The 17,770-nt window shown below is 72.2% G+C and carries 18 protein-coding genes and 2 tRNA genes; 7 read left to right on the top strand and 13 right to left on the bottom strand.

All coding sequences use genetic code 11. From position 1 onward, the window contains the following. Positions 1-112 precede the first annotated feature (112 nt). From AC0AIB_RS14795 to AC0AIB_RS14780, 4 genes are all read left to right on the top strand, one after another. The gene (locus AC0AIB_RS14795; protein WP_465096887.1) at positions 113-1,519 is read left to right on the top strand and encodes a hypothetical protein; all 1,407 of its coding nucleotides are present in this window, start codon (positions 113-115) and stop codon (positions 1,517-1,519) included. Positions 1,520-1,539: 20 nt separating this feature from the next. Further along, positions 1,540-1,611, top strand: a tRNA-Lys gene (locus tag AC0AIB_RS14790). 9 nt (positions 1,612-1,620) lie between these two features. Then, a tRNA-Pro gene (locus tag AC0AIB_RS14785) sits at positions 1,621-1,692 on the top strand. A gap of 50 nt (positions 1,693-1,742) precedes the next feature. Then, positions 1,743-2,123, top strand: a complete 381-nt coding sequence (locus AC0AIB_RS14780; RefSeq protein WP_328346634.1) for a YccF domain-containing protein — start codon at positions 1,743-1,745, stop codon at positions 2,121-2,123. A 37-nt stretch (positions 2,124-2,160) separates the two neighbouring features. On the opposite strand, the gene mnhG is transcribed toward AC0AIB_RS14780, so the two are convergent. The 8 genes from mnhG to AC0AIB_RS14740 form a co-directional block, all read right to left on the bottom strand. Next, positions 2,161-2,526: a monovalent cation/H(+) antiporter subunit G gene (gene mnhG, locus AC0AIB_RS14775; protein WP_328346632.1), complete on the bottom strand. Its 366-nt coding sequence runs from the start codon at positions 2,524-2,526 to the stop codon at positions 2,161-2,163. Then, entirely contained in the window at positions 2,523-2,786 is a 264-nt protein-coding gene (locus AC0AIB_RS14770; protein WP_328346630.1) for a monovalent cation/H+ antiporter complex subunit F, read from the bottom strand. The genes mnhG and AC0AIB_RS14770 overlap by 4 nt, the downstream gene beginning before the upstream one ends. Continuing rightward, entirely contained in the window at positions 2,783-3,355 is a 573-nt protein-coding gene (locus AC0AIB_RS14765) for a Na+/H+ antiporter subunit E (RefSeq protein ID WP_442930809.1), read from the bottom strand. The genes AC0AIB_RS14770 and AC0AIB_RS14765 overlap by 4 nt, the downstream gene beginning before the upstream one ends. A 74-nt stretch (positions 3,356-3,429) precedes the next feature. Further along, entirely contained in the window at positions 3,430-5,010 is a 1,581-nt protein-coding gene (locus tag AC0AIB_RS14760) for a Na+/H+ antiporter subunit D (protein WP_328346626.1), read from the bottom strand. Further along, positions 5,007-5,507, bottom strand: coding sequence for a Na(+)/H(+) antiporter subunit C (locus tag AC0AIB_RS14755; protein ID WP_328346624.1), 501 nt, complete (start codon positions 5,505-5,507; stop codon positions 5,007-5,009). The genes AC0AIB_RS14760 and AC0AIB_RS14755 overlap by 4 nt, the downstream gene beginning before the upstream one ends. After that, a complete protein-coding gene (locus AC0AIB_RS14750) occupies positions 5,504-8,323 on the bottom strand; it encodes a Na+/H+ antiporter subunit A (RefSeq protein ID WP_465096886.1) in 2,820 nt (939 codons plus the stop codon). Before AC0AIB_RS14750 ends, AC0AIB_RS14755 begins: the two co-directional genes overlap by 4 nt. A gap of 144 nt (positions 8,324-8,467) precedes the next feature. Further along, the gene (locus tag AC0AIB_RS14745) at positions 8,468-8,947 is read right to left on the bottom strand and encodes a TrkA C-terminal domain-containing protein (protein ID WP_465096885.1); all 480 of its coding nucleotides are present in this window, start codon (positions 8,945-8,947) and stop codon (positions 8,468-8,470) included. 240 nt (positions 8,948-9,187) lie between these two features. After that, positions 9,188-10,129 carry an ion transporter gene (locus AC0AIB_RS14740; RefSeq protein ID WP_465096884.1) on the bottom strand — a complete coding sequence of 314 codons (942 nt, stop codon included), beginning with the start codon at positions 10,127-10,129 and terminating at the stop codon, positions 9,188-9,190. A 250-nt stretch (positions 10,130-10,379) separates the two neighbouring features. Here AC0AIB_RS14740 and AC0AIB_RS14735 point away from each other — a divergent pair, with 250 nt between their 5' ends. From AC0AIB_RS14735 to AC0AIB_RS14725, 3 genes are read left to right on the top strand one after another with little or no spacing between them, the layout of a single operon-like run. Next, complete coding sequence (locus AC0AIB_RS14735; protein ID WP_465096883.1) at positions 10,380-11,135, top strand: hypothetical protein; 756 nt, start codon at positions 10,380-10,382, stop codon at positions 11,133-11,135. Positions 11,136-11,173: 38 nt separating this feature from the next. Further along, positions 11,174-11,773 (top strand): DUF6529 family protein, encoded by a 600-nt coding sequence (locus tag AC0AIB_RS14730; protein ID WP_465096882.1) that lies wholly within the window; start codon positions 11,174-11,176, stop codon positions 11,771-11,773. 23 nt (positions 11,774-11,796) lie between these two features. Beyond that, positions 11,797-12,345 (top strand): Rieske (2Fe-2S) protein, encoded by a 549-nt coding sequence (locus tag AC0AIB_RS14725; protein ID WP_465096881.1) that lies wholly within the window; start codon positions 11,797-11,799, stop codon positions 12,343-12,345. 157 nt (positions 12,346-12,502) lie between these two features. On the opposite strand, the gene urtE is transcribed toward AC0AIB_RS14725, so the two are convergent. From urtE to urtA, 5 genes are all read right to left on the bottom strand, one after another. Continuing rightward, positions 12,503-13,195 (bottom strand): urea ABC transporter ATP-binding subunit UrtE, encoded by a 693-nt coding sequence (gene urtE / locus AC0AIB_RS14720; RefSeq protein WP_328346611.1) that lies wholly within the window; start codon positions 13,193-13,195, stop codon positions 12,503-12,505. After that, entirely contained in the window at positions 13,195-13,950 is a 756-nt protein-coding gene (urtD, locus tag AC0AIB_RS14715; protein WP_328346609.1) for an urea ABC transporter ATP-binding protein UrtD, read from the bottom strand. Before urtD ends, urtE begins: the two co-directional genes overlap by 1 nt. After that, positions 13,947-15,134 (bottom strand): urea ABC transporter permease subunit UrtC, encoded by a 1,188-nt coding sequence (gene urtC / locus AC0AIB_RS14710; RefSeq protein WP_328346607.1) that lies wholly within the window; start codon positions 15,132-15,134, stop codon positions 13,947-13,949. The genes urtD and urtC overlap by 4 nt, the downstream gene beginning before the upstream one ends. Continuing rightward, on the bottom strand, positions 15,131-16,018 hold the full coding sequence (urtB, locus tag AC0AIB_RS14705; RefSeq protein ID WP_328346605.1) for an urea ABC transporter permease subunit UrtB: 888 nt from the start codon (positions 16,016-16,018) through the stop codon (positions 15,131-15,133). The genes urtC and urtB overlap by 4 nt, the downstream gene beginning before the upstream one ends. Before the next feature lie 63 nt (positions 16,019-16,081). Then, the gene (gene urtA / locus AC0AIB_RS14700; RefSeq protein WP_465096880.1) at positions 16,082-17,326 is read right to left on the bottom strand and encodes an urea ABC transporter substrate-binding protein; all 1,245 of its coding nucleotides are present in this window, start codon (positions 17,324-17,326) and stop codon (positions 16,082-16,084) included. Between the last annotated feature and the right edge of the window lie 444 nt (positions 17,327-17,770).

Genomic DNA, 17,770 nt, shown 5'->3' with positions numbered 1-17,770 from the left:
GAGGTGACGGTCAACCGTGCCACCAGGGGGCAGCGCCGACGTGGGAGAAACGGCCCGCAGTGCCGGCGAATCGGATTGCCCGACCGCTCCGGCCGCTGTCACCATCACCCGCATGTCCCTCGCCGAACTGTCCCCGTCGGACGCGCTGATCGCGCTGTACGCCACCCTCGACCGGCGGCCCCGACCGGAGGAGGTCGCCCACCTGGTGTTCCGGGCCGTCGGCGACCGATTCGACCAGCGGGACCGCATGCTGCTGGGTCGAGCCGCCCGCGCGGCATCCCGGTGGCACGGCGAGAGCTCCATGTCGGACGACTTCGCCCGCCCGGTCGGCGGCACCCGCCAGGTCGACGCGGCGCGGCGACTGTTCACGCTGCCCGACGACGGCGTCGACCCGGACGACCCGACGTCACTGCTCGACTTCACCCGCCGGCTCGGCGAGTCCCTCGGCGTGCGGGACGAGCACCGGCTCGACTTCCAGCGGGACCGGCTGAACCGGGCGGACCGGGTCGCCGCCGGAATCGAGCTGTCCAAGCGGCAGTACAACCGGCGGTTCCGGGTGACCCGGCGGGTGGCCGCCAAGGCCGGACGGCTCGGAGCCGGGCAGACCCGGCGGCAGCTCACCCTGGTGGCCCGCTCCGGGTTCGCCGCCGGTCTCCCGCTGGCGACCTTCGTGGCCGATCCCTGGGCCGCCTGCTTCGTCGCGTACCTCACCGCCCGGCGCAAGCTGCGCCGCGAGTTCACCCTGTCCGGACGGGACAACCCGTACGACGAGATCGCCGATCTGCTGTTCCGGCAGTGTGTTGCCGCCCCCGACACGGACTGGTGGATGATCGCGCAGGTCCATCCGACCCCGGAGGTCCTCGCCCGGCTCACCGACCGGCAACGTGGTGAGCTGCTGGGTCGCTGGTGGGCCACTATGCGCCAGGTCGCCGAGTTGCTGGCCCGGATCTGGTCGGCCAGCGAGTTCGACCGGGCCACGATGGTCGTCCGTCGGGGCAACGACTCGTCGACGTGGAACCTGCTCTGCGGCGCATACAACACCGCCCGTACGGCGTGGATCGCCACCCTGGCCGCCACCGGTAGCCTCGACCTGCTCGACGCGGCCTGTCCGGGCAAGGCGATGCTGCTGATCGCGGCGGACCTCGCGGCCTGGCACCGGTCCACCGGCAGGGGCCTGCACCCCGACACGACGGTCTGGGCGCGGCTGCCGCTGCCCTGGGACGTCCTCGACGGCACCGCCACCTGTACCCGGGCGGACGTGGCGGCGGCCTGCGCCGAGGCCGGCGTCGACGGCGAGCGGTGCGGGTGGCTGGCGCCCCGACCGGCCGGGGCGGTCGGCACCTTCCGGCCGACACCGGAACTCGTGCACGGGGTGGCCGTCGTCGACCCGGTGTGGGCGGCGGCACTGCGCTCGGCCGGCGTCTTCTCCGGCCGCCCGATGCACGGCAGCGCGATCCAGGTACCGGCCGACGTGGTCCTCCGTGAGTTACCACAATCCGGTGGACAGTCGACTCCTTGATCCGGCAGCATCGCTGGTGCCCCGCCGTAGCTCAGCGGTAGAGCGCCCGGCTCTTCACCGGGTGGACGCTGGTTCGAGCCCAGTCGGTGGGACCGCGGAGATCCGTCGTAGCTCAGCGGTGGAGCGGCCGGCTAGGGACCGGTTGGACGCCGGTTCGAGCCCGGTCGACGGATCTCCGCCCGGCCCTGTCGGCACGGTGGCGGGCGCTGGTCACTATGGAGGAATGATTCGCTTCGTCCTGAACGTGCTGTGGCTCATCCTCGGTGGCGGAATCGTGCTGGCGCTCGGCTACTTCGTCGCCGCGGTGATCTGCTTCGTCCTCGTCATCACCATCCCGTTCGGGGTGGCCTCGCTGCGGCTGGCGTCGTACTCGCTGTGGCCGTTCGGCCGCACCCTGGTCGCCAAGCCGGGGGCCGGTGTGCCGTCGGGGCTGGCGAACGTGCTGTGGGTGTTGCTGGCCGGTTGGTGGCTGGCGCTGTCCCACCTGCTCGCCGGGATCGCGCTCTGCGTCACGATCATCGGCATCCCGTTCGGCATCGCCAACTTCAAGCTCGTCCCGGCGGCCTTCTGGCCGCTCGGCCGGGAGGTCGTCGAGGCACCCTGACCGTCGCGGGCCGGGTCCCCCGACCCGGCCGCCCCGGTCAGGGCCGCCGGTCGGCCTGGAGCCGGTCGAGGTGGGCGGCGAGTTCGTCGGTGATCAGCAGGTCGGTGCGGATCCGGTCGTGCGGGTAACCGGCCCGGCCGATCATGTGCGCGGCGACCGGCGCGGTGGCGAGCTGGAACACGCCGACCAGCACCAGCGTGGTGACGTCCACCCCGGTCCGCAGCCGCAGCGCGCAACCGAGCAGCACCAGCAGCAGGCCGAGAACCTGGGGTTTGGCGGCGGCGTGCATCCGGGACAGCAGGTCGGGGAAGCGGACCAGGGCGACCCCGGCGGCCAGGCTGAGCAGGGCGCCGCCGAGCAGGCAGACCGCGGCCACCACGTCCAGCACCGCGTCGACGCTCACCTGTCGTCCCGGCGGGTGGCGAACCGGGCGACGCTGACCGAGCCGACGAAGCCGAGGATGGCCAGCACCACCAGGATCGGCAGCGCTGTCGCGTCCCGGCTGTAGGCGACCTCGGTCGCCACGGCGGCGACCACGATGGCCAGCAGCACGTCGGTGGCGACGGCCCGGTCGAGCACGGACGGCCCCCTGACGATCCGGATGAGGGTGAGCGCGCCGGCCACCGCCAGCAGCACGGTGACGATCACGGCGACAGCGGTCATCTCGATGTCCCTTCCAGGGCGGCGGACGGTGTGTGCTCGCGGACCAGACGCAGTTCCTGCGTCGAGCCGATCGCCTCGATCAACCGGGCCTCCAACTCCAGCACCCCGTCCCGGAACCGCTCGACCTCCTCGCGGGTGCGCACCCCGAGGACGTGGACGTAGAGGGTGCCGGTGTCCCGGTCGACCTCGACGATGAGGCTGCCCGGCACCAGGGACAGCGCCTCGGCGGTCAGGGTCAGGTTGAGGTCGGAGCGGACCCGCAGCGGCACCGCGATGATCGCACCCTGCGGGGTGTGCCCGAAGCGGAACGCCAGCGCCGCGATCTGGACGCTGGCCACCACCAGGTCGCGCAGGAAGCGCCAGGTGAACCGCAGCAACGGCAGCGGGTGCAGCCGCCCGGCGAAGGTCACCGGGGGTAGCGGGAAGACGGTCAGCACGACCAGCCCCACGACCAGCCCACCGAGCACGTTGGCCCAGCTCAGCGTCCCCCAGAGCAGCACCCAGACGGTGACCAGGACGACCATCGCGACTGCCCGGTTACGGCGTCGGGCCGCCGGGGTCAGCGGCAGGTCCTCGGGATGCTCCGGCGATGGCGGCTCCCCGGAAGGTTGCGGCGACCTGACCTCGGCGGACTGATCGTGGCTCACGGGGTACCCCCGGGGTAGACGGCCTCGACGTACGGGGTGCGCCGCAGCAGGTCGTCGGCGGCGTCGGAGCTGAGGTCGAACAGCGGCCCGGCCACCACTGTCAACGCCAGCCCGAGCACCACCAGGGCGACCGTCGGCGCGATCATCAGGCGGGGCAGCATCGCGCCCGGGTGGGCGTCACGGTCCGGCCCCCGGTAGGGCTGCTCCACCCCGTCGGTGCGGACGGTGTGCACGCTGTCCTGCGGCTCGGGCATCTCGGGGTGCGGCCGACGCCAGAAAGCCAGGTTCCACACCCGGGCGATGGCGTAGAGGGTGAGCAGGCTGGTCAGCAGCCCGCCCGCGACCAGCACCCAGGCCAGCGGGCCGCCGTCGTCCACCCCGGCCTGGACCAGGCCGAGCTTGCCGAGGAAGCCGGAGAACGGTGGGATTCCGGCCAGGTTCAGCGCGGGGACGAAGAACAGCACGGCGAGCAGCGGCGACAGCCGGGCCAGTCCGCCGAGGCGGTCCAGCGCGGTGCTGCCGCCCCGGCGTTCGACCAGGCCGGCGGCGAGGAAGAGAGTGGTCTGGATGGTGATGTGGTGCACCACGTAGAAGATCGCGGCGGCCAACCCGAGCGACGAGCTGAGCCCCACCCCGAACAGCATGTACCCGATGTGGCTGATCAGGGTGAACGACAGCAGTCGTTTGATGTCCGACTGGGCGACCGCGCCGAGGATGCCGACCAGCATGGTCAGCGCCGCCACCACCAGCAGCAGGTCGGCGGTCCGGCCGCCGGGGAACAGCAGCGTCTCGGTGCGGATGATGGCGTACACGCCGACCTTGGTGAGCAGGCCGGCGAAGACGGCGGTGACCGGCGCGGGCGCGGTCGGGTAGCTGTCGGGCAGCCACGCCGACAGCGGGAAGACCGCCGCCTTGATCCCGAAGGCGAGCAGCAGCATCCCCTGGAGCACCAGCCGCAGGTCGTCCGGCAGCGCGTCGAGCCGGTCGACGAGCTGCGCCAGGTTGAGCGTGCCGGTGGCGGAGTAGACCAACCCGATCGCGACCAGGAAGATCAACGACGACAGCAGGCTGACCACGACGTACGTGGTGCCGGCCCGGATCCGGGTCTCGGTGCTGCCCAGGGTGAGCAGTACGTAGCTGGCGACCAGCAGGATCTCGAAGCCGACGTAGAGGTTGAACAGGTCACCGGAGAGGAAGGCGTTGCACACGCCGGCGGTGAGCACCAGGTAGGTGGGGTGGTAGACGGACAGCGGGGTGTCCTCGTGCCCGTCGGCCATGCCCTGCCCGATGGAGTACACCAGCACGCAGAGGGTGACGGCGGCGGACACCACGAGCATCAGCGCGGCGAGCTGGTCGGCGACGAGCACGATACCCAGCGGCGCGACCCAGCCGCCGACCTCGACCACGAGCGGCCCGTCGATCGAGGCGCGGACCAGCAGGGTGGCGGCCACCGCGACGGTCGCGGTGAGCACCGTGAGGCTGACCCAGCGCTGCGCGCGGGGCCGGCTGACAAGCAGCAGGGTCAGGGCCGCGCCGAGCAGTGGCATCACCACCGGCAGCGGGACGAGGTAGTTCACGCGTCCCGCCCCCGCTCGGCGGCCACCGCCGCGACCGAGGCCGCCGACGGCCGGCGGCTGTCCGGATCGGGCCGGCCATCGGGGTCGGGCTGGTCGTCGGAGTCGGGCTGGTCGGCGTCGTCGGTGCCCGGCCCCTCGTCCCGGTCGGCCAGGTCCATGATCCGGCGGTCCTCCACGTCGTCCTGCACCTCGTCGTGGCCGTTGAGGTGCCAGCTGCGGTACGACAGCGCCAGCAGGAACGCGGTCATGCCGAGGGTGATGACGATGGCGGTGAGCACCATCGCCTGGGGCAGCGGGTCGCTCATCTCCGCCTGGTCGGAGGTGCCGACGATCGGCGGGCCACCGGCCCGGCCGCCGGTGAGCAGCAGCAGGTTGGCCCCGTTGCCGAGCAGGATGACGCCCATCAGCACCCGGGTGAGGCTGCGTTCCAACAGCAGGGTCACCCCGGCGGCGAAGAGCACACCGACCACCACGATGTAGGTGAGGTTGGGGGTCACACCAGCTCCTTGTCCCGTACGTCGTCGCGGGCGTCCTCCTGCTGGCGGTCCATCTCGGCGCCGAGGCTGCGCAGGATGTCCAGCACCAGGCCGACCACGATCAGGTAGACGCCGACGTCGAAGAAGACCGACGAGACGAAGTGGACCTTGCCCAGCAGGGGCAGGTGCAGGTCGAGCACCGCACTCTGCAGGAACTCCCCGCCCAGCGGCATCGCGACCACTCCGGTGCCGACGGCGAGGAAGAGCCCGGCGCCGAGCACCGCGCCGGCGTCGACAGGTGCGGCGGCGTTGAGTTCCCGGCGGCCACCGGCCAGGTAGCGCACGGCCAGGGCCAGGCCGGCGACCAGTCCGGCGGCGAACCCGCCGCCGGGGGCGTTGTGGCCGGAGAAGAGCAGGTAGACGGAGAAGAGCACGATGGCGTGGAAGAGCAGCCGGGTGACCACCTGGAGGATCACCGAGTGCCGGTGCGCCTCGAAGCCGGCGGTCAGCCAGCGGGGCCCGCCGGTCGTCGGCCGGGGGCCGGGGAAGGCGCTGCGCCGGTCCAGGTCCCGGGAGCGGCGGAAGATCAGGCTGGCCACCCCGGTGGCGGCCACCACCAGCACGGCGATCTCCCCCATGGTGTCCCAGGCCCGGATGTCGACCAGGATCACGTTGACCACGTTCTTGCCGCCGCCGTAGGAGACCGCCTCGTCGGGGAACCAGTCGGAGATCGGGGCGGCCAGCCGACCGCTCGCCGCGACCCAGGCCATCCCGGACACGACCGCGCCGACGGCGACCCCGATCGCGATCCGGCCGCGCCGGCTGGCCCGGATCGGCCGCTCGGAGAACTTCACCGGCAACCGGCGCAGCACCAGCACGAACATGACGATGGTGACGGTCTCCACCAGGAACTGGGTCAACGCCAGGTCCGGCGCGCCGTGCAGGACGAACATCAGGGCGGTGCCGTAGCCGGCGACGCCGACCAGGATCATCGCGGTGAGCCGGCGCAACGCGCGGGCGGCCATCACCGCGGCGACGATCACCAGTGCGGCGACGACCGCCTGCAACGGGGTGTCCCAGGCACGGAACTGCCGGGGCCACGGCCCGCCGGTGAGCAATGCTCCGCCCGGCAGCGCCACCAGCACCACCAGGATGATCCCGAGGTAGAACGGCAGCGATCCGCGCTGGGTCGCGCCGGTCAGCTCCACGGCGAGCCGGTCCACCCCGGCGACCACCCGGTCGTAGCCGGCCGCGCCGTCCAGCGGCGTCCGCCGGGTCGCCCGCAGCCGTCCCCGGTGCAGCAGCAGGAACAGCGCGCCGCCGGCGGCCACCGCGAGGGCGGACAACCCCAGGGCCGGGGTCAGGCCGTGCCACAGCGCCAGGTGGTAGCCGGGCCCGGCGGCGGAGAAACCGTCGGCGTACGGGGCGAGCAGCCCGTCGAGGGCCGGGGCGGCGACGCCGACCGCCAGCCCGGCCACGGCGAGCAACGCCGGTGCGGCGAGGAACGACAAGCCCACCGGGTGCGGGTCGGTCGCCGCGACACCGGGCTTGCCGGCGAACGCCCCCCAGAGGAACCGCAGGGTGTACGCCACGGTCAGCGCCGAGCCGGCCACCACCCCGGCCAGCACCAGCAGGTCGGCCGTGCCGCCGTGCTGGAACGCCTCGAAGGCGGCCTCCTTGGCGACGAAGCCGGCCATCGGCGGCAGCCCGGCCATCGACGCGGCGGCCAGCACGGCCACCCCGGCCAGGGCCGGCGCGCGCCGGCCGAGGCCACTGAGTTCGCGTAGGTCCCGGGTGCCGGTGGTGTGGTCGACGATCCCGACGACGAGGAACAGGGTGGCCTTGAACAGGGCGTGTGCCAGCACCATCGCCGCACCGGCCAGGGCGGCGTCCCGGGTGCCGGCGCCCAGGACCACCATCAGCAGCCCGAGCTGGCTGACCGTGCCGTAGGCGAGGAGCAGTTTCAGGTCGGTCTGGCGCAGTGCCACCCAGGCACCGAGGAAGAGGGTGGCCAGGCCGGCGACGAGCAGCACCATCCGCCAGGCGGTGACCCCGGCGACGGCCGGGCCGAGCAGGGCGACCAGGAACACCCCGGCCTTGACCATCGCGGCGGCGTGCAGGTAGGCGCTGACCGGGGTGGGCGCGGCCATCGCGCCGGGCAGCCAGAAGCTGAACGGCACGATCGCCGACTTGCTCAGCGCCCCCAGCAGGATCAGCATCAGCGCGGTGACCAGGTAACCGCCGCCGGGCAGGTCGGTGGCGACGACCGACCACCGGTAGCTGCCGGCGTGCTGGCCGAGCATCACGAAACCGGCAAGCATCGCCAGCCCGCCCAGGGTGGTGACCAGCAACGCCTGCATGGCGGCCCGCCGGCTGGCCCGCTTCGCCGGGTCGTACCCGATCAGCAGGTACGAGAAGACGGTGGTCAGTTCCCAGAAGACGTAGAGCAGCAGCAGGTCGTCGGAGACGACCAGGCCGAGCATGGAGCCGGCGAAGGCGACGAAGACCGATGCGAAGCGACCCAGCCCTGGGTCGTCGGACCGGAAGTAGCGGGCGCTGTACGCCAGCACCAGCGCGCCGACCCCGCCGACGAGCACCACCATCAGCCAGGACAGGGTGCCCATCCGCAGGGCGAGTTCCAGCCCGATCCGGGGTACCCACGGCCAGGTCTCCACCACCCGCTCACCCGCCCGGACCCCACCGGCACGGGTCAGCGCCCAGACCAGCGTGGCCGCCGGGGCCAACGCGACGGCATAGAGCGCGCGGCGTCCGAAACGGCGTACCAGCCCCGGGGCGACCACGGCTGCCAGTGCGTGGACGGCCACCAGGACCAGCACACACCCTCCTCGAAGATCAGTGTCGGGAGCCACCCACCCGTTCGGGGCTGTGCGGGACCGGCGGCGCGGGGACGGACGTCCTCGGGTCGCGCGGCCACCGCAGTGGTGGCGTCACCTGGTTGGTCGGTTTGTCGCAGTGCCCGGTCAGTGGCCGGCGAGCACGTCCACGGCGGTCGTGGTGGCCGCTTCCGCACCCGCGACGACCACTTCGTCGCCGGCGAGCAGGACGTAGTCGTCGCCGGGGGTCGGGACGACCCGGCCGGCACGGACCACCGCCAGCAGCGACAACGGTCGGCGGGACAGTGCGGTGTCCCGCCAGCGCCGTCCGTCGCCCACACTTCCGACGGTGACGGGTATTCGGACCACGGTGACGCCGGGGAGTTGGCGTTCCAGCTCGGCGAGGTGGTCGACGGTGACCGCCTGGTTGAGCACCCCGGCGACGGCCTGCGCCTCGGACCGGTCGAGCACCAGCGTGCAGAGCGCGGTGTCGCTGTCCTCCGGGTGGTAGATCACCACGTCGCGCCGCCCACCGGGGTGGGAGATGACGCCGGCCTGTTGGCCGTGCGCGGTGGCGAAGCGCTGGCAGAGTCCGACCCCGGGAATGACCGTACGTTCGAACCGCATGCCGACCTCCCTCGCCCACCATCGCCAGGGGCGTCGGCCGGTAACGGCCGCGCGCCCCTTCATCCCTATCATGATCAGGACCCGAACGCCCACCGCCACCGTTCCACCAGGTGGGAGAGTGGGACGTCAGGCCACCACCGAGGGGCGGTCGGCGGGGCAGCGGACGGCCGGCGACGGATCGGGAAAGCGGTCGGTCAGCGGGCGTCGGTGCGGCCGGCGACGGATCGGGGAAGCGGCCGGTCAGCGGGCGTCGGTGCGGTCGGTGACGGGCCGGTGGCGGCCCGGTGGCTCGTCGCGGTCGATGCGCAGCTCCCGTTCCAACTCGGCGATGACCGCCCGCAGGTCGTCCAGGCGTTGGGTGAGGGCGATCCGGTCCACCTCGTCGGGGATGCCGTCGCCGTCGCCGTCGTAGCCGGGCGCCAGCCGCTCGGTCATCTCCAGCCGGCGGGCCTCCTCCATCGAGTTGACGATGACCGCGATCAGGATGTTCAGCAGCAGGTTGACCGTGATGATCACGTAGCTGACGTAGTAGAGCAGGGTCCACGGCGACAGTGCCAGGCCCTGCTCGACCAGATCCGGCAGGGTCTCCAGGGACAGCAGCACGAACAGGGTGAGCAACGACCGGCCGATGTCGCCGTACTGCTCGGGGTACGCCCGACCGAAGATCAACCACCCGGCCATGCCGTACACGTAGAGGGTCACCATGGCCAGCGCGAGGAACCCGCCGACGCCGGGCAGGCTGCGCCACAGCGCGGCGACGATGGTGCGCAGTCCCGGTGAGAAACGCACCAGCCGCAGCACCCGGGCGACCCGGACGACCCGCAGCAACGCCGAGTCACCGTGCAACCCGGGGAGGAAGATCGCCGCGATCACCACCAGGTCGAACACGTTCCACCCGTGCCGGAGGAAGTCCTGCGGCCGACGCCCGTACGCCAGCACCCGCACGACGATCTCGACGACGAAGGCGACCCGGAAGGCCAGCTCCAGCCAGTGCAGCACCGGCCGGGCCACCCCGAGATCCGGGTACGTCTCCACCCCCAGCACCGCCGCGTTGGCCATGATGAGCACCACGATCGCCGCCTCGAAGGGACGCGACCGGGTGATCCGGGCACACCGCTCGGCCAGGCCGGGCGGGCCGGCAGCCCCGGGGCCGGGGGGCCGCCGTTGTCCGGGTGCGGGCACGCCGGACCCGGTCACCGGGCCGCACAGGGGTACGGAAACACGGCGGCCATGCCCGACACCCTATCGGCCGGCCGGACCGGGACCGGCCGTCACGCCATCCCCCGGGCGGGATGCCCGCACCCGCGGGCCACGACGACGCTGGTGACTCCTGGCGACGAGCCGACCACGCGTCCGTCCGTCCGTGATGATCTCCACGAAAATTGAACGACAGGCGCCCCGACCGCGTACATCCCGGTGAAGGGAGCTGCTCATGAAGCGCATGACCCCGTTGCTCACCCTGCTGACCGGGACCGGCATGGCTGCCGTCCTGTTCGCGATGAGCGCACAGGCCGCGCCGCGATCGGCCGAACCGCAGGCGGCGACCGCCTCGGTCGCGCCGGAGGCTGCCGCCCCGTCCACCGCACCGCCGGGCGATGCCCCGGCCGAGCCGTCGGCGCCGGGTGACGCCCCGGCGGAGCAGCGGGGACAACCGGGCGCGTCCGCGACGCCCGCCGCGCCGGCGCCCACCAGGGCGGCACCGGTTGCCGGAGCGGATTCCAACTGGACCGGCCGGCTCGACGGCGGCGCGACCATCGCGATCACCGTCACCGACGGCAAGGCCAAGGCGTACGTATGTGACGGCAAGAGCCTGGAGGTGTGGCTCGACGGCACCGCGGCCGACGGTCGGATGAAGCTGACCGGCAAGCAGGGCGCCGTGCTCACCGGCACGTTCGCCAACGGCACAGCCTCCGGTGAGATGGTGGTGGGCCAACGACGGTGGAAGTTCACCGCCAAGCAGACCAAGAAGGCCGACCCGGTGCTCTACCGGGCCACCGCACAGCAGCGCCGGGCCGGCGTCGACGGCGGCTGGATCATGCTGCCGGACGGCAGCCAGATCGGGGTGGTCACCCGGGACGGCACGCCGGTGCCCGCCCCGCCGCTGGACCCGGCGTTCGGCACCACCATCCTCGATGGTCGTACCCTCGACGCGCAGCCGGTGACGGCCGACCCGGATGCCGGTGAGTGATGAACGCCCGCCAGAGGTTCGAGACCGGCGGACGCGACATGGACGACGGACCGTCCGTCCGGGTGCTGCCCGACCGCCCGCCCGTCGTGATCCCCCCCGTCCCGACCGGCGCACCACCGGCCTCGCTCGTCGTACCGCTGCTGATCGGGTCGGCGGTCACGGTCGCGATCGGGGCGTACGCCCGGATGCACGAACCCACCGGGATCGCGGTCAGCGTGGCCGGCTTCTCCAGCCCGATGACGGTCAAGGTCTGGCTGGGCAGCGGCGCGGCGCTGTTCGCCGTGGTGCAGCTGCTCTCCGCGATGGCGATGTGGGGCCGGCTCGGCGGTTTCTCGCCCTCCTGGGCGGGCGCGGCACACCGGTGGAGCGGACGCGTGGCGTTCCTGCTGACCGTTCCGGTGGCGGTGCACTGTCTCTACGCGCTGGGCTTCGCCGACTATGACGCCCGGACCCTGCTGCACTCGCTGTTCGGCTGCCTGTTCTTCGGCGTGTTCACCATGAAGATGCTGGCGCTGCCCAAGCAGGGGCTCGCCGGGTGGGTACTGCCGGTGGCCGGTGGCCTGCTCTTCACCGTCCTGATGGGAATCTGGGTGACCTCCTCGCTGTGGTACTTCACCACGTTCGGGGTCGGCACGTGATCCGGGAGAGGAACGGCACAGCCATGTGCGACGAACGTACGACCGGTTGCCCGTCGCGGCGGACGTTGCTGGCCGGTGCCGGCGGCGCGGGCGTGGCCGCCCTGCTCACCGGGTGCCAGACGTACGGCGAGCCGACCTCCGCACCGGCCGCCTCCGCGCCCGCCGCCTCCGCACCGGCCGCCGGGCCCTCCGGTGGCGGGCCCTCCGGTGGCGGCTCCTCCGCCGCGCCGTCGGCGGGAGGGGCGTCCGGTTCGCCGGCCGCGCCCGGGGCGGCACCGCCCGCGCCCGCCGCCCTGGCCGCGGTGGCGGACATCCCGGTCGGCGGTGGAAAGATCTTCAAGACCGAGGGGGTGGTGGTGACCCAGCCCGCCGCCGGCACCTTCAAGGCGTTCTCGGCGACCTGCACCCACCAGGGTTGCACGGTCACCTCGGTCAAGGACGGCACCATCGTCTGCGGCTGCCACAACAGCGTCTTCGACATCGCCGACGGCGCCGTCCGCAGCGGCCCGGCCCGGCAGCCACTGCCCGCCAAGGCCATCTCCGTGGAGGGCGACGCCGTACGGCTCGCGTGACCACACCCCGGCGGGTCCTCCCGTCGCGATCGAAACGGGCGGGATCCTGGACGCTCACCGTCCGCGGCGAACGGTGAGTGTCCAGGATCCCGCGTCCGTACCGGCACTCCGACCGGTCGGGACCGGGCCGACCGGGATCGGCCGCACCGGCGTCCGCTCAGACCGCGAGCGCCCGGCGGACCGCCTGCTCGGCGCCGCTGCCACCGTCCCCGGTGGCGGTGACCCGCCCGGACTCCAGCACGTAGTGCCGGGTCGCCACCCGCAGCGCGAAGCCGAGGTGCTGCTCCACCAGCAGCACCCGGATGCCGGCCCGGGTGGCCAGCTCGACGATCCGGTCCTGGATCTCGGCGACCACCGAGGGCTGGATGCCCTCGGTGGGTTCGTCGAGCAGCAGCAGCCGGGGCCGGGTGACAAGCGCGCGGGCGATGGCCAACTGCTGGCGCTGGCCGCCGGAGAGCAGCCCGGCCCGCCGCCGCAGCAGGGTCCGCAGCGCCGGGAACAGGTCCAGCGCCTCGGCGGTGGCGGCGGCCCCGTCGCGGCGGCCGTCGGCCACCAGTCGCAGGTTCTCCGCCGCCGTCAGGTGCGGGAAGCACTGCTGCCCCTGCGGCACGTACGCCAGGCCCCGGGCGACCCGCTGGTGCGGGGCGAGCCGGGTGACGTCCTCGCCGTCGAGGGTGACCGTGCCGGTGCGGGGGCGCAGCAGCCCGACGGCGACCCGCAGCAGGGTGCTCTTGCCCGCGCCGTTGTGGCCGAGCACGGCGGCCACTCCGTCGGTGGGGACCGCCACGTCCACCCCGTGCAGCACCTCGCTGCGTCCGTAGCCGGCGTGCACGCCGCGCAACTCCAACATCACGCCTCCGGTGCGGTGTCGACGCCGAGGTAGACCTCCTGCACCCGGGGGTCCGCCTGGACCTGGGCGACCGTGCCCTCGCTGAGCACCCGACCGGCGTGCAGCACGGTCACGCTGCGGGCGAAGCGGCGCAGGAAGTCCATGTCGTGTTCGATGACCACCACGGTGCGGTCCCGGCTGACCGTCTCCAGCAGGGCGCCCGTGGCGTCGCGTTCCTCGTGGCTCATCCCGGCGACCGGCTCGTCGAGCAGCAGCAGCCGGGCGTCGGAGACCAGCAGCATGCCGATCTCCAACCACTGCTTCTGCCCGTGCGCCAGCGCACCGGCCGGTTGGTCGCCCCGGTCGGTCAGCCCGATCGTCTCCAGCGCGGCGGCCACCTCGTCGGGGATCCGGTTGCGCCGGCGGGCCAACGTCCACCAGCTCCGGCTGGCCCCGGCGGCGATGTCGAGGTTCTGCACCACTGTCAGTTCCTCGAAGACCGAGGCGGTCTGGAAGGTGCGGCCGATGCCGAGCCGGGCGATGCGGTGCACGTCCCGGCCGAGCAGTTCCCGGTCACCGAAGCGGGCCGAGCCGGTGGCCCGGACCAGCCCGGTCACGGCGTCGACCACTGTGGTCTTGCCCGCACCGTTGGGGCCGATCAAAAAGCGGATGTCCCCGGGCGGCACGTCGAGGTCGACCCCGTCGACGGCGGTGAACCCGTCGAAGGTGACCCGCAGGTCGCGTACGCACAGGCCGTCGAGCTGTTCGCCGGTCATGCCGCTGACACCTCCGTCCGGGCCTCGGCCGGGTCCGCCGGCCGGGACCGCCGCCACCGCCGCGCGCCGACCGGGTCCGACCGGCGTTGCCGGGCCAGCGCCCACAGCGACGCCAGGCCGCCCGGCAGGAACGCCACCACCAGCACGAACAGCAACCCCTGCAGGTACGTCCAGGTGCCCGGAAAACGTTCCGACAGGGCGGTACGCGCCCAGGCCACCGCGACCGCGCCGAGCACCGGGCCGAGCAGGGTGGCCCGGCCACCCACCGCGACGCCGATGACGAACTCGATGGACGGCACGATCCCGATCAGCGCCGGTGAGATGATCCCCACCGCCGGGACGAAGAGCGCCCCGGCCAGCCCGGCCATCCCGGCGGCGACCACGTAACCGACGAGCTTGACGCCGGCCGGGTCGTAGCCGAGGAAGCGGACCCGCTCCTCGCCGTCGCGGACCGCGACCAGCAGTTCGCCGTAGCGGCTGCGGATGAGCTGCCGGGCCAGCGCCAGCAACGCGAGCAGGCTGGCGGCGATGACGAAGTAGACCATCCGTTGGTTGACCGGGTCGTCCAGGTCGTACCCGAAGAAGCCCTGGATGTCGGTGAGGCCGTTGGTGCCGCCGGTGGTGCCCTGCTGGCCGACCAGCAGGATCACCATCGCGGCGGCGAGCGCCTGGCTGAGGATGGCGAAGTAGGCGCCGCGTACCCGGCGGCGGAAGACCAGCGAGCCGAGGCCGAACGCGACAGCCATCGGCAGCAGCACGGTGGCCGGCAGGGCGACCCAGGGGCTGGCGAACGGCCGCCACCACAGCGGTAGCTCGTCGAGCTGGCCGTAGAGCTGCATGAAGTCGGGCAGCTGGCCGGGGCCGGCGTCGGCGAGCTTGAGGTGCATGGCCATCGCGTAGCCGCCCAGGCCGAAGAACACCCCCTGGCCGAGGGTGAGCATGCCGCCCCGGCCCCAGGCGATGCCGATGCCGACCGCGACCATCGCGACGCAGAGGTACTTGGCCAGCAGCGACAGCCGGAAGTCCGACAGGGCCAGCGGGGCGACGGCGAACAGCAGCGCCGCACCGAGGGCGAACCCGACGGCGGTCCGCGCCGGGCCGTCGAACCGCCGGCCCCGCCGGCCGCCCGGAGGTGTTGCGGCCACGCTGGCGGGATCGGTGCCGACCAGCGGCGCGGCGCTCATGCGAGGCTCCTGGTACGCAGGGTGAACAGCCCCTGGGGCCGCCACTGGAGGAACGCCACGATCGCCACGAAGACGATCACCTTGGCGACGCTGAGGGTGGTGAGGTACTCGCCGGTGGCCTGGAGCACGCCCAGCGCGAAGGCGACTATCACGCTGCCCTTGAGCTGGCCGATGCCGCCGACCACGACGACCAGGAAGGCGTCGATGATGAGGTTGGTGCCCATCGTCGGGCCGATCGGCCCGAGCAGGGTCAGCGCGACCCCGGCGACGCCGGCCAGCCCGGAGCCGATGAAGAAGGTGGTCCGGTCGACCCGGGCGGTGGGGATGCCGGAGACGGCGGCGAGGTCGCGGTTCTGCACCACCGCGCGGATCCGCCGCCCGAGCGGGGTGAGGCGCAGGGCCAGGGTCAGCGCCAGCACTGCGGCCAGCGCGAGCGCGAGGATGAACAGCCGGTTGTTGGCGACGGTGAGCCCGCCGGGCAGAGCCACGTTGCCGGTCAGCAGCGCCGGGGCCCGGGTCTGCACGTTGGGGCTGCCGAAGACGTCCCGGGCCAGTTGCTGGAGCATCAGCGAGACGCCCCAGGTGACCAGCAGGGTGTCCAGCGGACGGGCGTAGAGGCGGCGGATCAGCAGCACCTCCAGCAGCACGCCCATGGTGCCGGCCACCGCGAAGGCGACAGGCAGTGCCACCAGCAGCGACCAGCCGGCGGCGGTCACGGTCTGCTGGAGGACGTAGGTGGTGTAGGCGCCGGCCATGATGAACTCGCCGTGCGCCATGTTGATCACGTTCATCTGGCCGAAGGTCAGCGCCAGGCCGAGGGCGACGAGCAGCAGCACCGCGCCGATGCTGATGCCGGTGAAGAGCTGGCCGAAGAGGACTGTCACGTTCGCGCTCCGATGTGGTGGGTCGGCCCGGGCGGGGGTGCCTCCCGCCCGGGCCGGGATCGGTCAGCTCAGGCCGCTCGCCCAGGGGTAGCTCTTCAGGTACGGGTCCGGCGTGATCGGCTTGCCGGAGTTCCACACCTCGGTGATCAGCCCGTCGCCACCGACCTTGCCGATCCGGGCGGTCTTGGCGATGTGCTGGGTGGGGCCGTCCACGGTGACCAGGCCCTCCGGGGCGTCGTAGGTGATGCCGCCGGAGGCGGTCCGGACCTTCTCCACATCGAAGGAGCCGGCCTTGGTGACCATCGCCTTCCACAGGTGCACCGCGACGTAGGCGGCCTCCATCGGGTCGCTTGTCGGCTTGTCCGCGCCGAACTTCGCCTTGTAGGCGGCGACGAACTTCTGGTTGGCCGCGCCGGGGGTGGTCTGGTAGTAGTTCCAGGCGGTCAGCTGGTCGGCGAGGTACTGGGTGCCGATCCCCTTGACCTCCTCCTCGGCGATCGACACCGACACCACGGGCATGCGCGCGGCGGTCAGCCCGGCGGAGGTGTACTCCTTGAAGAACGCCACGTTGCTGTCGCCGTTGAGGGTGTTGAACACCGCGTCGGCCTTCGACGAGCGGACCTTGTTGACGATGGTGCCGAACTCGGTGGAGCCGAGCGGGGCGTAGTCCTCGCCGAGCACCGTCATCCCGTTCGCTGCCGCGTACGCCTTGATGATCTTGTTGGCGGTACGCGGGAAGACGTAGTCGCTACCCACCAGGTAGACCGACTTCTTGCCCTGCGCCTTGAGGTAGTCCAGGCCCGGCACGATCTGCTGGTTGGTGGTGGCACCGGTGTAGAAGATGTAGGGCGACTGCTCCAGCCCCTCGTACTGCACCGGGTAGAACAGCAGCGCCTTGTTCTTCTCGAAGACCGGCTTGACCGCCTTGCGGCTGGCCGAGGTCCAGCAACCGAAGACGGCGGCGACCCGGTCCTGGGAGATCAGCTTCTCGGCCTTCTCGGCGAAGGTGGGCCAGTCCGAGGCGCCGTCCTCACCGACCGGCACGATCTTCTTGCCCAGCACACCACCGGTGGCGTTGATCTCCTCGACGGCCAGCATGATGGAGTCCCGTACGGTGACCTCACTGATGGCCATCGTGCCGGAGAGCGAGTTGAGCAGACCGACCTTGACGGTATCGCCGGATACGTCGGCGCTGACACCGGCGGTGGCCTTCCCATCGGAGGTCTTACTGCCACAACCCGCGAGGGCGGCCGCGGCGATCAGGGTCATGGCGCCCGCCAGGATGCGGCGGCCCCGGAACTGTGACATTCATTCTCCCTGCGGAGCGATGTTCGCCGAATGATTTCCGTGCCGACCCGCACTGGCCGGCAGGTATTGCTGTCGATGATTGGCAGGCGGTGCGGTAGTACTACTCGTCGGCGGTGCCCCCGGGCGACGGGTGGGACGTCGCCACGGCGATCCGCAGTGGACTTACGGGCAGGGAAAGACTCTGCCCGCTTGATTGCCGCCACGTTTCCCAGCCCTTAATTGACTGTTTCCCGAACCGATCGCCGCGCACAAAAAAGCCACCGTCATCACAGACGATGGCTCAAGAGAAACGCATGGCAGGAACCCGCCACCCACCCGGCCCAGGCAAAGCGCTAACCGCCCGAACTCACTCTCGACAATGGCAGGAATGGCGAATACTTCACGCAGGAAGCATCCTAGAACCCCCACCCACCCCCCTGTCAACCACCCACCCGCCCGGAACCC

The organism is Micromonospora sp. DSM 43699 (genome assembly GCF_055517075.1).
Note: the sequence above shows the minus strand (reverse complement) of the source record. Positions and strands in the feature narration are given on the sequence as shown.